Source organism: Streptomyces sp. 3-6, from assembly GCF_056323165.1.
The window spans coordinates 76,114-89,775 of sequence record NZ_JBWHZP010000012.1 but is presented as its reverse complement, the minus strand read 5'-3'; the positions used below and the strand labels follow the sequence as shown (position 1 = coordinate 89,775).

At 73.9% G+C, this 13,662-nt stretch carries 10 protein-coding genes; 6 read left to right on the top strand and 4 right to left on the bottom strand.

Translation table 11 applies throughout. The features are described from left to right. Positions 1-132 precede the first annotated feature (132 nt). On the top strand, positions 133-1,242 hold the full coding sequence (locus AC02VZ_RS17275; protein ID WP_432056915.1) for an adenylate/guanylate cyclase domain-containing protein: 1,110 nt from the start codon (positions 133-135) through the stop codon (positions 1,240-1,242). A 518-nt stretch (positions 1,243-1,760) separates the two neighbouring features. Here the strand turns inward: AC02VZ_RS17275 and AC02VZ_RS17270 are convergent. After that, complete coding sequence (locus AC02VZ_RS17270) at positions 1,761-2,447, bottom strand: hypothetical protein (RefSeq protein ID WP_432056914.1); 687 nt, start codon at positions 2,445-2,447, stop codon at positions 1,761-1,763. 215 nt (positions 2,448-2,662) lie between these two features. On the opposite strand from AC02VZ_RS17270, the gene AC02VZ_RS17265 reads away from it, so the two are divergent. The 3 genes from AC02VZ_RS17265 (at position 2,663) to hutH (ending at position 6,512) form a co-directional block, all read left to right on the top strand. After that, positions 2,663-3,463, top strand: coding sequence for an enoyl-CoA hydratase/isomerase family protein (locus AC02VZ_RS17265; RefSeq protein ID WP_432056913.1), 801 nt, complete (start codon positions 2,663-2,665; stop codon positions 3,461-3,463). A 255-nt stretch (positions 3,464-3,718) separates the two neighbouring features. Continuing rightward, complete coding sequence (locus tag AC02VZ_RS17260; RefSeq protein WP_476475798.1) at positions 3,719-4,867, top strand: GGDEF domain-containing protein; 1,149 nt, start codon at positions 3,719-3,721, stop codon at positions 4,865-4,867. Positions 4,868-4,943: 76 nt separating this feature from the next. Beyond that, positions 4,944-6,512, top strand: a complete 1,569-nt coding sequence (gene hutH / locus AC02VZ_RS17255) for a histidine ammonia-lyase (protein ID WP_476475823.1) — start codon at positions 4,944-4,946, stop codon at positions 6,510-6,512. Between the two features lie 81 nt (positions 6,513-6,593). Here the strand turns inward: hutH and AC02VZ_RS17250 are convergent, their stop codons facing one another. Continuing rightward, positions 6,594-6,920 (bottom strand): hypothetical protein, encoded by a 327-nt coding sequence (locus tag AC02VZ_RS17250; protein ID WP_476475797.1) that lies wholly within the window; start codon positions 6,918-6,920, stop codon positions 6,594-6,596. 109 nt (positions 6,921-7,029) lie between these two features. On the opposite strand from AC02VZ_RS17250, the gene AC02VZ_RS17245 reads away from it, so the two are divergent. Together AC02VZ_RS17245 and AC02VZ_RS17240 are read left to right on the top strand one after the other, a co-directional pair. Further along, positions 7,030-7,599: a hypothetical protein gene (locus tag AC02VZ_RS17245; RefSeq protein WP_476475796.1), complete on the top strand. Its 570-nt coding sequence runs from the start codon at positions 7,030-7,032 to the stop codon at positions 7,597-7,599. A gap of 245 nt (positions 7,600-7,844) precedes the next feature. Then, a complete protein-coding gene (locus AC02VZ_RS17240) occupies positions 7,845-9,092 on the top strand; it encodes a L,D-transpeptidase (protein WP_432056909.1) in 1,248 nt (415 codons plus the stop codon). A gap of 416 nt (positions 9,093-9,508) precedes the next feature. Here AC02VZ_RS17240 and AC02VZ_RS17235 read toward each other — a convergent pair whose 3' ends face one another. Next, complete coding sequence (locus tag AC02VZ_RS17235; RefSeq protein WP_476475795.1) at positions 9,509-12,517, bottom strand: DUF5682 family protein; 3,009 nt, start codon at positions 12,515-12,517, stop codon at positions 9,509-9,511. Then, on the bottom strand, positions 12,514-13,635 hold the full coding sequence (locus AC02VZ_RS17230; protein ID WP_432056907.1) for an ATP-binding protein: 1,122 nt from the start codon (positions 13,633-13,635) through the stop codon (positions 12,514-12,516). The genes AC02VZ_RS17235 and AC02VZ_RS17230 overlap by 4 nt, the downstream gene beginning before the upstream one ends. Positions 13,636-13,662 lie beyond the last annotated feature (27 nt).

The following is a 13,662-nucleotide window of genomic DNA, read 5'->3' as shown; positions in this document are numbered from 1 at the left end:
CTCCCGGCGTACCGCACGCGCGTCCCGGCCGGTGCCTCTCGGCGTGACGGAACGGAGTGAGCTGGGGCACACCTGCCGTAGAGTTGAGGCCGGTCGATCCAGGGCCGTGGCAGATCGGAAGGGCAGCAACGCGTGACCGTCGACGACTCGGGTTCCGGCGCGGACGCGCAGGACTCCGGCGAGGATCCGCTCGCTCTGCGCCTCGAACAGCTCATTCTCGGCGCCGAGCGGCGTTACACACCCTTCCAGGCGGCCCGCAGCGCGGGCGTCACCATGGAACTGGCGACGCGCTTCTGGCGGGCGATGGGCTTCGCCGACGTCGGCCAGGCCAAGGCGCTCACCGAGGCCGACGTGCTGGCGCTGCGCCGGCTGGCCGGTCTCGTCGAGGCGGGCCTGCTGAGCGAGGCGATGGCCGTCCAGGTGGCGCGCTCCACCGGGCAGACCACCGCACGGCTGGCGGAATGGCAGATCGACAGCTTCCTGGAAGGGCTGACCGAGCCCCCCGAACCGGGGATGACCCGCACCGAGGTCACCTATCCGATCGTCGAGCTGCTCCTGCCCGAGCTGGAGGAGTTCCTGGTCTACGTCTGGCGGCGGCAGCTCGCCGCGTCCGCCGGGCGGGTGGTCCAGGGCGCGGACGACGAGGAGATGGTCGACCGGCGGCTGGCGGTCGCCTTCGCGGACCTGGTGGGCTTCACCCGCCTCACCCGGCGCATGGAGGAGGAGGAGCTCGGCGAACTCGTCGAGGCCTTCGAGACCACCGCCGCCGACCTCGTCGCCGCCCGCGGCGGACGGCTCATCAAGACCCTCGGCGACGAGGTGCTGTACGCGGCGGACGACGCGGGCACGGCGGCGGAGATCGCCCTGCGGCTGATCGACACCATGGCGAACGACGAGACCATGCCGGAACTGCGCGTCGGCATGGCCTTCGGCACCGTGACCACCCGGATGGGCGACGTTTTCGGCACGACCGTCAACCTCGCCTCCCGGCTCACGTCGATAGCTCCGCGGGACGCCGTCCTGGTGGACTCCGCCTTCGCCCAGGAACTGATCCGGTCCGGCGACGCCCCCGCCTCCGAGGCCGCCGCGGCGGAGGCAGCGGCGGCGGCGGAGAAGGAGGGCGAGGAACCGCCCGCGTACCGCTTCGCGCTCCAGCCGATGTGGCAGCGGCCGGTGCGTGGCCTCGGCGTCGTGGAACCCTGGCTGCTCACCCGCAGGGGCGGACCGACGCCGGAGTCCTGAGCGGCGAGACCCGATGCGACGGCGGAACACCCGTCGGGGCACACCCCTCGGGGGCGATGCCCGTCGGGGTGATGCCGCTCGGAGTTATGCCGCTCTCGGGGATGCCGGGGACTCGCGCGGGGCGGTTGACCGGCGGCGGGACGGTGGCTCCCGGCCGCTGCGGGAGCGCCGACGGCGGCCGGCCGGGAGGGGACGGCCGTGCCGGGACCGGTGCCGGGCGGACGGCCCGGGGGAGGCCCCTCGGCGCTCCGCTCCCGGTGTGCGCGGCTCGTCATCCGTTCCTTCCCTGCGTGCCCTTCGCGGTTCGGTATCCGTCCCTCAGCGTCCCCTGCGTGCCCTTCGCGGTTCGGCATCCGTCCCTCACCGTCCCCCGCGCGCCCATCCGTCCCCCCACCGTTCGCTGCTCGTCGTCCGGTGTGCATCGTCCGCGGCTGGTCATCGAGCCCGTGCCGTCCGCAGCTCGGGGCCGGCCCCTCGCCGCTCGACCCTCCCGCTCGCCCCCCTCGCCGTCCCGCGGCTCAGTCCTTCGCCCCGCCGTCGAGGCCCAGGCCGCCCACGCACAGGTTGAGCAGCGGGATGCACAGCCCGGTGTTCGTCGCCGGTGGGCGGGGCGGGGCGGGCTGCGGTTGCTCGGGCTGCGACGGAGGTTCGGGCGGGCGGGGGCGGCCGGGCTCGGGTGCCGGGGGCGGGGCCGGCCGGGCGGGTGGGCCGGTGGTCGGCTCGGGCGGCGGGGCGCCGGGCGCGGCCGGGGTGGCCTGCGCACCCGGGGCGCGGGGAGCCGCCGGGGTGCCGGGTGTGCGCGAGGTGCCGGTGCCCGCAGCCGCCGAGGAGGACGGCGGCGCCGTCGGCGGGGGGCCGGTCGGTGCCGTGACCGGCGTACCGCTCTGGCCGCCGAGGGTGGTGGGGGAAGTCGGGCCGGCGTCGGGCGCGGCCGGGGCGGTCGTGCCGACCGGGGCAGCGGACGCCGCGGCGCTGGTGGCCGCGCCGTCCGGTACGGGACGCGGGCCCGCCACCGCACCGGTGTCCGCCCCGCCCGGGTCCGACACCAGCCGGACGAGGCCCAGGGCGCCCGCGGCCAGGGCCAGGCCGCCCACGGCGAGCAGGGCCTTGCGTCGGCGGGGCTTGCGGTGGCGGCCCCGGGGGCGCGTCCCGCCGGGCGGCGCCGGTGCGCCGCGGGCCGGTCCGGTCGGTGCGGTGGTTGTCATGACGTCCCTCCCCCCGCGTACGCGCCCCCGTGCGCGTCGCGATGGAGCGCACGTTAGGCGCTGTGGTCCACGGGGTGACCGGAGTCGCGCGGATGTCACTCGAACGGGTGGGCGGGGTGTGACGGGGGAACCGGCCGCACGCCCTTTGCCGGGAGGACTCCGGCTGCGATGATCGGGACGACCGTGTTGTTAACCCGCGTTAACCGGAGGGCGTCATGAGTGAGGAACGGTTCGGGGAGTTCGTGCTGGTGCGACGGCACGAGCAGGGGCATGTCGCGGAGCTCGTCCTCGACCGGCCCAAGGCCATGAACGCCGTCTCGACGGAGATGGCCCGGTCCATCGCCGGGGCCTGCGCGGCGCTGGGGGCGGACCGCGAGGTGCGCGCGGTGGTGCTGACGTCCTCGCACGAGCGGGCGTTCTGCGTCGGGGCGGACCTCAAGGAGCGCAACTCCTTCAGCGACGCCGACCTGGTGCGCCAGCGTCCGGTCGCGCGGGGCGCGTACACCGGCGTGCTGGAGCTGCCCGTGCCCACGGTCGCCGCGGTGCACGGCTTCGCCCTGGGGGGCGGGTTCGAGCTGGCGCTGTCCTGCGACGTGATCGTGGCCGACCGCACGGCGGTGGTGGGGCTGCCCGAGGTGTCCGTCGGCGTGATCCCGGGAGGTGGCGGGACGCAGCTGCTGCCCCGTCGGGTGGGGGCGGCGCGGGCCGCGGAGCTGACCTTCACGGCGCGCCGGGTGGAGGCCGCCGAGGCCCGTGAACTGGGGCTCGTGGACGAGTTGGTGGACGAGGGACGGGACCGGGAGGAGGCCCTGGGAATGGCGGCCAGGATCGCCGGCAACTCGCCGGTGGGCCTGCGGGCGGCCAAGAAGGCGCTGCGGCTCGGGCACGGGCTGGACCTGCCCGCCGGCCTGGAGGTCGAGGACGCGGCCTGGCGGTCGGTGGCGTTCTCCGGCGACCGTGCGGAGGGGGTCGCCGCCTTCAACGAGAAGCGCCGGCCCGACTGGCCGGGGGAGTAGGCGCTGAGAAGCCCCGGCCCAATTGGCCGGGGGAGTGGACGCCGCCTCTGTGGTGCCCGGGGAGCAGGCGCCGCACCCGTGGCGCCCAGAGGAACGGACGCCGCACCCGTGGTGCCCGGGGTCGTGGGCACCGCGCCGGTGGTGGTCGGCCGAGCGGTCACCGTACCGGCGGTGATCTGCGCCGATGCGTCCGGGGTGATCCCCATTCGCATCGAAAATCTCCCCATTCCGGACGAACGTCCCTAGCCTGGGGGGATGGGTGAGGACAGCCGGCTGGCGGACGTGGTGACGCTGGCCCAGGGCATGGCCGCCGCGCACAGCTCGCGGGAGGCGTGGCGGGCCGCGGCCTGCGGCGCCTGCCGGGCCCTCGGGGGGAGCTTCGCCGCGCTGTCCGTCTGGGAACGCGACCTAGGACGGCTGCGGGTCCTGGTCAACGTCGGGGAGCTCGCCGAGGGCGAGGAGGAGTTCCCGGAGGACGAGTCCTACCCGGTGCACCAGTTCGCCGAGATCACCGAGTTCCTGCACGAGCGGTGGGCCGGCGGCGGGGAGCCGGACGCCTGGGTGGAGACCGCCGAGGGCCCCGCGGAGGGGCGGCCCGGCTACTGCCACCAGCGGGTCGCCGCGCTGCGGCGGCGCGGGCGGGGCTGCTGCGTGGTCGCGCCGATCGTGCTGCACGGCCGGGCCTGGGGCGAGCTGTACGTGGCCCGCCCGGTCGGGCAGCCGGTGTTCGCGCGGGCCGACGCGGAGTTCGCGACCGTGCTGGCCGCGGTGGTGGCCGCCGGGATCGCGCAGACCGAGCGGCTGGAGGAGGCGCGGCGGCTGGCGTACACCGACGCGCTGACCGGTCTCGCCAACCGGCGCGCCGTGGACACGCGGCTCGACGAGGCGATCGAGCGGCACCGCCGGGACGGCGCCGTGGTGAGCCTCGTGGTGTGCGACGTGAACGGTCTCAAGCGCGTCAACGACACCCTGGGGCACGCCGTCGGCGACCGGCTGCTGGAACGTTTCGGCATGGTGCTGTCGCTGTGCGGGGCCATGCTCCCCGGGGCCCTGGCGGCGCGCCTCGGCGGCGACGAGTTCTGCCTGCTCGCGGTGGGCCCGCCCGCGGACGAGGTGGTCAAGGCGGCCGACGAGGTCTGCCGCCGGGCCGTGGAACTGGGCATCGGTGACGGTGTGTCCTGCGGGGTCGCCTCCACCGAGGACCCGATCGGTCCGGTGCGCTCCGCCCGGCGGCTGTTCCGGCTGGCCGACGCGGCGCAGTACCGGGCCAAGGCCGAGCGGGCGCGGCATCCGGTGGTGGCGGGCCGGGAGGGGCCGGACGATCCCGTGGTGCGCCTCGCCGACGAGCCGTCCGAGCCCGCCGACGGGGAGCGGCGCAGGTTCCGCGGGCGTCATTCGCCCTGAGCCGACGGGTAAGGGGCGGTCGGGGTTTTCAGGGGTGACAGCGTGGAATTCACTGCGTACGCTCCTGAATATGGATATGCACACTGTGGTGGTGGGACCCTCCGGCGTGACGGAGTCCGACGTGCTCGCCGTGGCGCGCGGCGGCGCCCGCGTCGAGCTGTCCGAGGAGGCGGTGGCCGCCCTCGCCGCGTCCCGGGAGATCGTGGACGCCCTGGCCGCCAAGCCCGACCCCGTCTACGGCGTGAGCACCGGTTTCGGCGCCCTGGCGACCCGGCACATCAGCCCGGAACTGCGCGGCCGGCTGCAACGCAACATCGTCCGCTCGCACGCGGCCGGGATGGGGCCGCGGGTGGAGCGCGAGGTGGTCCGCGCCCTGATGTTCCTGCGCCTGAAGACGCTGTGCTCCGGCCACACCGGGGTACGCCCCGAGGTCGCGCGCGCCATGGCCGACGTCCTCAACGCCGGCATCACCCCGGTCGTGCACGCCTACGGCTCCCTGGGCTGCTCCGGGGACCTCGCCCCGCTGTCCCACTGCGCCCTCGCCCTCATGGGCGAGGGGGACGCCGAAGGTCCCGACGGCACGGTGCGGCCCGCCGGCGACCTGCTGGCCGAGCACGGCATCCGGCCCGTCGAACTGCGCGAGAAGGAAGGGCTCGCGCTCCTCAACGGCACCGACGGCATGCTGGGCATGCTGGTCATGGCCCTGGCCGACCTGGACACCCTCTACAAGTCCGCCGACGTCACCGCCGCCCTCAGCCTGGAGGCCCTGCTCGGCACGGACAAGGTGCTCGCGCCCGAGCTGCACGCCATCCGCCCGCACCCGGGGCAGGCCGCCAGCGCCGCCAACATGCTCGCGGTGCTGGAGAGTTCGGGGCTGACGGGGCATCACCAGGACGACGCGCCCCGCGTCCAGGACGCCTACTCCGTGCGCTGCGCGCCCCAGGTCGCCGGGGCCGGTCGGGACACCCTCGCTCACGCCCGCACCGTCGCCCGGCGCGAACTCGCCGCCGCCGTCGACAACCCGGTGGTCCTGCCCGAGGACCCCTCCGGCGGGTACGGCTCCGGGGGCGGCAGGGTGGAGTCCAACGGCAACTTCCACGGCGCACCGGTCGCCTACGTACTGGACTTCCTCGCCATCGCCGCCGCCGACCTGGGCTCCATCGCCGAGCGCCGCACCGACCGGCTGCTGGACAAGAACCGCAGCCACGGGCTGCCGCCCTTCCTGGCCGACGACCCCGGGGTGGACTCCGGGCTGATGATCGCCCAGTACACGCAGGCCGCCCTGGTCGGAGAGCTGAAGCGGCTCGCCGTGCCGGCCTCCGCCGACTCGATCCCGTCGTCGGCGATGCAGGAGGACCACGTCTCCATGGGCTGGTCGGCCGCGCGCAAGCTGCGCACGACCGTCGACAACCTCACCCGGGTCCTCGCCGTCGAACTGTACGCCGCCGCACGGGCGGTGGAGCTGCGGGAGGGGATGGAGCCGGCTCCCGCCACGCGGGCGGTGCTCGACGGGCTGCGCCGGGCGGGGGTGCGGGGGCCGGGCCCCGACCGTTACCTGGCCCCCGATCTGGCGGCGGCGGAGACCTTCGTCCGCGAAGGGCGGCTGGTCGAGGCGGTCGAGCGGGTCACCGGCCCGCTGCGCTGAACGGTCCGTCAGGTGCGTGACGTACGACCCCGTCACGCACCTGGAAGGCTCTCGAAGTTCGTGGTGAGCCTTCCGGGCGTCTCACAAGCCCAAGCGCTCCCGGCGCACCGAGTACACGACGAATCCGGCGCCGAGGGTCAGGAAGGCGGTGCCCCCGATGACGTACGGGGTGCTGTCGAAGCTGCCCGTGTCGGCCAGGCGGGGACTTCCGGCGGGGCTGTCCAGGGAGGCGTTGTTCGCGCCGGACGCGGCTCTCGCCTGCTCGGTGACCTGGGGGGAGGGGGTGGCCGGGGTCAGGCTGCCCGAGGGGGCGTCCGACGTCGCGTTGGCGGACGGGACGAACCAGAGAGCGCACAGCAGCGTGCCCGCCGCGGTGGCGGTCAGCAACGGACGGAGAGCGGATGACACGGAATATCGATCCCCTTGCGACGCTGGCGAATTGGCCGTGTGGTGCGATGTTAGTGAACAGCGCGGGTCACAGGAAAGTCACAGGCGCCGGGCGCCGTACGCTCCGGGCATGAATCAACCGGATACATCACGGTTTGTACGGCTCCGCGTCGAGCTCGTCCTCGAGGTCGGCGACGAGGCCGCGGTCGCGGAGGAAGCGCTGGCCAGGATCGCGCACGACGCCGACCTGCCGCCCGCCGAACGTGTGCGCGCCGAGGCCGCTGTGACCGACGACACGGCGGAGGCCCTGGCCCACCTCGTGGACCCGTTCGCCCTGGTGGGTGAGGTGCCGGGCGTCGAACTGCACCAGGCCTCCTGGAGCAGCGAGCGGATCGACTACGACCCCGACGCGCACGACTGGGACCTCGACGGGGAGGATGGCGACGCGTCCTTCGAGGAGGACGACGACTCCTTCGACGTCGACGTGGAGGCGTACGAGGCCGACGCCGACGAGGCCGACGACGTGGAGGCGTACGACGCCGACGACGCGGAGGACGCGGACTCCGCGGAGGACGCCGACGGCTTCGGGATGGACGTGTCCGTGGACGACGACGAGGCCGGCTACGGCGGCCACGGGTACGCCGGCCACGACGACTCCCGGGAGGGCGCCGGGGTACGCGGAGTGGGCGCGGCCGGTTGAGGCGGGCCGCCGAGGGGAATTCGTGACCTCGGCCGGCAACCGCCGGCCGGGGTCCCGGCGTCTCACGCGAAGCGCCGGCGGTCCTGCGTGCCGTCCGCTGCGGCGGACGTGGTGTGCCCCACATCCGTGGGCCAGTGGGAACGAGATCAACCGGTCGGAGCGTTGTAAGTGTTGGCGGGACCTCTCGGCCGTTGACCGGGGGGACCGCGGGGTTCGGGGAAGCGGCGACGATGGAGAAGCGTGTGATGACGGACGGTAAGCGGCGCAGGGGTCTCATGGCCGCGTCCGCTCTGCTCGGCGGAGTGATGGTGCTCTCGGCGTGCTCCGGCGGTGGCGACAGCGACGGGGACAAGGGCAACGACACCTCGCAGGCCCAGGTCGACGAGGCCGCGGCCAAGAAGTCGTCCGAGGCGCAGATCAAGATCACGCCCAAGGACGGCTCCACCAACGCCTCCATCAACAACTCGGCCGCCGTCACCGTCGCCAAGGGCACGCTGACCGAGGTGAAGATGACGACCGCCGACGGCACGGCCGTCGAGGGGCAGATATCCGCGGACAAGAAGTCGTGGAAGCCCGAGGGGCAGCTGGAGCGGGCCACCACCTACAAGCTGACCGCCACCGCCGAGGACGCCAAGGGACGTGCGGCGCACGAGAACGCGTCGTTCACCACGGTCTCCCCGGACAACAGCTTCATCGGCAACTTCACTCCGGACGACGGCACCACGGTGGGCGTCGGCATGCCGGTGTCGATCAACTTCGACAAGGCGATCACCGACAAGGCCGCGGTCCAGAAGGGCATCAGCGTCTCCACCGACAGCGGTCAGGAAGTCGCCTGCCACTGGTTCAACGCCAACCGCATGGACTGCCGGCCCGAGGAGTACTGGAAGGGCGGCTCCACGGTCACCCTCAAGCTGAACCTCGACGGGGTGGAGGGCGCCGAGGGTGTCTACGGCGTCCAGCAGAAGACGGTCACCTTCAAGGTCGGCCGGAACCAGGTCTCCTACGTCGACGCCAAGACCAAGCAGATGAAGGTCACGCGGGACGGCAAGACGGTCCGGACCATCCCGATCTCCGCCGGCTCGCCCGAGAACAAGACGTACGAGGGCGAGATGGTGATCTCCGAGAAGTTCAAGGAGACCCGGATGAACGGCGCGACCGTCGGCTTCACCGACGACGACGGCAAGGGCGAGTACGACATCAAGGACGTGCCGCACGCCATGCGCCTGAGCACCTCCGGCACCTTCATCCACGGCAACTACTGGGGCGCGAAGTCCATCTTCGGCAGCGCCAACACCAGCCACGGCTGCATCGGCCTGTCCGACACCAAGGGCGCCAACGACCCGAACACGCCGGGCGCCTGGTTCTACGACAACTCGATGATCGGTGACGTGGTCGTCGTCCAGAACACCGGCGACAAGACCATCGCCCCCGACAACGGCCTCAACGGCTGGAACATGGACTGGCAGCAGTGGAAGGCGGGTTCGGCGGTCTGACCCGCCCGCGGGCGGGAGCGGCACCGCTCCCGCCGCCCCTCCGGCCCCTGCCGATCTACCGATCTACCGATCTGCCGATCCGCCGATGCCGCCGCCCGCCCCGACCGGGGAGGGCGGCGGCATCGGCGTTTTACGGGGCCGCCCGCGCGTTCCGGCGCGTGCGGCGTGGTCGATCCCGGGGCCGCCCGCGTTCCGGTGCCCGCTCGTCGGACGCACCGGCGCCCGACGCCCGGGCGTGCTCCTCACCGGACCGGCCGCCCGTGCTCACCCCCTCGGTGACGGACGGCCCCGACCTTCCGTCACCTGACGGCGCCGCGCCCCGGGCAGCCCCGCCTCGGGCCGACCCGGGGCCTCCGGGCAGCCCCGCCCCGGGCCCACCCGGGGCGTCCGGGCGGGCGCCGGGCGCGGCCCTCGGGTCAGGTGCCGGCGAGCAGGGACTCCAGCGCCGTCGCCGACTCCGGGTGGCGGGCCGTCAGGGCGGCGCCCGCCGGTCCCCCCGGGGCGGGGGCGGAGGCCCAGCCGTCCGTGCAGCCCAGCAGCGCGGCCACCGCGTCGCAGGCCGCCGGGTGGGCGGTCAGCAGCGGCACACCCCGAGGGGTGCCCTCGGCGGCGGGCGCCCAGCCCTCCGTGCACCCCAGCAGCGCGGCCACCGCGTCGCAGGCGTCCGGGTGCGCGGCCAGCAGCGCCGCACCCCCGGGGGCGGCCGTCGCCGTCGTCCGCTCGCGACGGGCCGGGGGCAGGGCCGGAGCCCGCCACGGCGGCACCCACGCGTCCAGCTCCGCCAGGCGTCCCGGGAAGATGCGCCCGGCCTCCCGGATCAGCAGCGGCGCCAGGTCCGCGGCGTCGTTGCGCAGGGTGGTGATCAGCGTCGGCAGCCACGGGAGCAGCACCGCGTCCGGCAGCCGGCCGAACGCGTTCGACACCGCCTCCACGACCACGTCCGCCAGCCCCGGCACCGGCTCCAGCGCGTGCACGAACCCGCTGAGGTAACGCGGATAGGCGGGCACCACCAGCGGGTTGGCCAGCAGCGCGGCACAGCGCTCCCGCAGCTCTCCGCGGGTCAGCGTGCCGAGCTGCACCTGGGCCGCCCACAGCAGTGCCGTCCGCGACGGGTCCTGCGGGTGGGACTGGGCGACCGCCAGCTCCAGCTGGGCGCGGTCGCAGCCCAGCGACAGCGCCAGGCCCTCCATGGAGAACAGGAAGCCCAGCATCGCCGCGACCTGGCCCACCGTGGCGTCCTCGTCGGAGAACGCCGTCGGCAGCAGCGTGCAGTAGTGCGCGTAACCGGTCTTGGCGAACGACTCGATCCAGGCCGGCAGCTCCGGCTCGCTCGTGCGGTAGTACGCCAGCAGCCGGCGCACCCGGCGCAGCACCTCCGGCGCGCCGTCCACACTGCGCTCGGAGGCCAGGACCTCCAGCGCGCGGGTGCCCAGCTCGTCGGCGAGGCGGCGGCTGCCGAGATACAGCGTGGCGTCCTCCACGGCGGCCAGCACGGTCGCCGTCGTGGCCCGCGGCGCGTAGGCGGCGCGCCGCAGCCGCTGCTCCAGCACCTGCTCGATGCTGACGCCCTCGTACCCGAGCTCGATCAACGCCCGCTGGTGAGTGCCGATCGACAGGTCCCAGGACTCCTGAATGGACCGCTCGCCCAGGGCGCGCTCGCCCATGATCGGACGGGCGGCGCCCTGCGGCAGCAGCCGCCGCAGCATCCACAGCACGTCGGAACACGCCCGCAGCTCCGGGCGGGACGCCATGTCCAGCAACGCCCGCTGCACGCCCCGCTGCTGCAGTTTCAGCCCCAGCGGGGCCAGCCGGTCGTGCACGTCGCGGGCGAGGGGCGGCAGCGCGTCGTAGCCGACCTGGCCGATCCGGTCGCCGCCCATCATGATCTCGACCAGCCGCCGCACGTCCCGCCGGCCCGGCACCACGTCCTTCTCGATGCAGGTGACGGCCGCGTCCTGGAAGTCGTACGGCGTCGGCTTGGCGCGGTCCCGCATCCCGGCGAGCAGAATGGACGTCTCGAAGACGGCGATCGCGTCGGCGGTGGAGGCGAGGTAGCCGTTGCGCCGGGCGGCGCGCACGATGTCCACGGACCAGCCGAGGAGTTCGGCCTCGTCCAGGGCGTCCAGGACCGGCGGGCGGCGCAGGAAGCCGGTCAGCCGGTCGTCGGCCACCGGGTCGCCGGCCACCGGGACGGCCGGGGCGGCGGGCTTCTGCGCCCGGGACTTCTTGGTGCCGGCCTGCCCCTGGAGCCGGTACGGCTTCACCTTGCCGCGCCTGAGGTTCTTCGCCCACTGCGTCGCCGCGATGGAGACCGACCCCGACGCGAGGCCGAACTGCGCCTCGATCGCCGCGTGGCTGGACGGGATCAGGCCGTACTGCCACGTGGTGGCGGAGCGCGGGGTGATGGTGAAGGTGTCCGCGCCGCCGATGCCGAACTCCTCGACCCGGCTCGCCGCGTGGAACGCGCCGCACACGTACAGGCAGTCCGCCGGGTCGGTCCCGGTCGCGGACAGGTGCTCGCGCATCCGCGTCCACATGTACCGCTCGCGGTCCTCGTCCACCCGGGTCCGGGCCGCGTCGCCGGGGGCCAGGCGCCGGAAGAGGCTGCCGATGAGGAACATGACCTGGCGGTAGGTGTCGTGGTCGGCGTCGCCGAGGGGGAGTTCGACGTACTGGTGCCACCACTCCGACCAGTGCCGGACCCGGCCGTGCCGCAGCAGGTGCTCCTCCAGTTCGGCGAAGCGGGGCCGCAGGTCGCCGATCTCCACGCCGACGGCCTCGCCGTGCAGCGCGGCCTCCTCGTGGTCGGCCGGGTCGGCCGCCTTCCCGCCGCCGGGGCCGGCCGCCCCCTCCGCGGCCGGCTCCGGGGCGGACTCCCCGCGGGCGTCCCACTGGAAGACGTGGTCCGAGGACCGGTCGACCAGCACCAGTTCCACGCCCGGGGTGTCGAGGGCGTACGCGATGGCCTGGTACTCGGCGGACGCCTCGGTGATCGGCGCGACCACCGACAGCGGCGCCCACTCGGCGGGGAAGTCCTTCACCTCGCCGGCGAACGCCTGGAGGGCGACCGGGAGGCGGCAGTTGCGCAGCTCCGTCAGCAGCGGCGCCATGTCCTCGCACAGCTCCAGGTACACCACCCGGGGCTGCTTCTCGCGCAGCCGGCGGGCCATCGCGGTGGCGGACGCGGGGGAGTGGTGGCAGACGGGGAAGATCTCCAGCGGTTCCCGGACCGCGCGGTCCACGTCGTCGACCATGCCGAGGAGGATGCCCTCCAGGGCGTCCGGCCCCCTGGCGAACGCGGCGGCGGCCTCGTGGAGTTCGCCGCGCAGTGCGGCGAACGTGCTTCCGTGCTCGGTGACGGTGGCCTCCCGGGGCGTGGGCGTGTCCCGCGGGGCGGGGACGGGGCTCTGCGGGGCGCCGCTCATGACAGCGTGGCGATCGTGTCGCGGCCGCCCTCGAGGAACTCGGGCCAGGAGCCGCCCTCCTCCTTGCTGCGGGGCTCGACGACGCCGTGCAGGTACTTGTTGAGGATCGCCAGGTCCTCCGGATCGCGGCGGGCGAGGGAGCCGACCAGGGAGGCGGCGAGGGAGCGGGCGGTCAGGGTGCGCTCGCCGAAGAAGTTGCTGTGCAGGATGGCGTCCTCCAGCACGCCGATCTGCTCGGCGGTGGACAGCGCCGACTCCAGCTTCTCGTCGTCGCTGCCGGCCGCCGCGGCCGAGGCGCGCAGGTCGGCGAAGCTCTGCAGCAGCACGTCGAGCAGGGTCGGCGGCACGTCCAGCTCGATGGAGTGGCGGCGCAGCAGCTCCTCGGTGCGGAAGCGGACGATCTCCGTCTCGCTCTTCTTGTTGGTCACGACCGGGATACGCACGAAGTTGAACCGGCGCTTCAGCGCGGAGGACAGGTCGTTGACCCCGCGGTCGCGGCTGTTGGCCGTCGCGATGATGGAGAAGCCGGGCTTGGCGAAGACGATGTTGTCGCTGCCGCCGCTCTCCAGCTCGGGCACCGAGATGTACTTTTCGGACAGGATGGAGATCAGCGCGTCCTGGACGTCGCTGGTGGAGCGGGTCAGCTCCTCGAAGCGGCCGATCGCGCCCGCCTCCATCGCCGTCATGATCGGCGAGGGGATCATCGACTCCCGGGACTGCCCCTTGGCGATGACCATCGAGACGTTCCAGGAGTACTTGATGTGGTCCTCGGTGGTGCCGGCGGTGCCCTGCACCACCAGCGTGGAGTTGCGGCTGATCGCGGCGGCCAGCAGCTCGGCCAGCCAGCTCTTGCCGGTGCCGGGATCGCCGATCAGCAGCAGGCCGCGGTCCGAGGCGAGGGTGACGATGGAGCGCTCGACGAGGCTCCGGTCGCCGAACCACTTCTGGGAGATCTCCCGGTCCAGGCCGTCGGAGCGCTCCGAACCGAGGATGAACAGCCGGACCATCTTGGGCGAGAGCCGCCAGGAGAACGGCTTGGGGTGGTCGTCGACGGACTCCAGCCAGTCCAGTTCCTCGGCGTACTTGATCTCGGCGGGGGCGCGCAGCAGGTCGGACATGAGAGGGAGGGCCTTTCCGTACGTGGG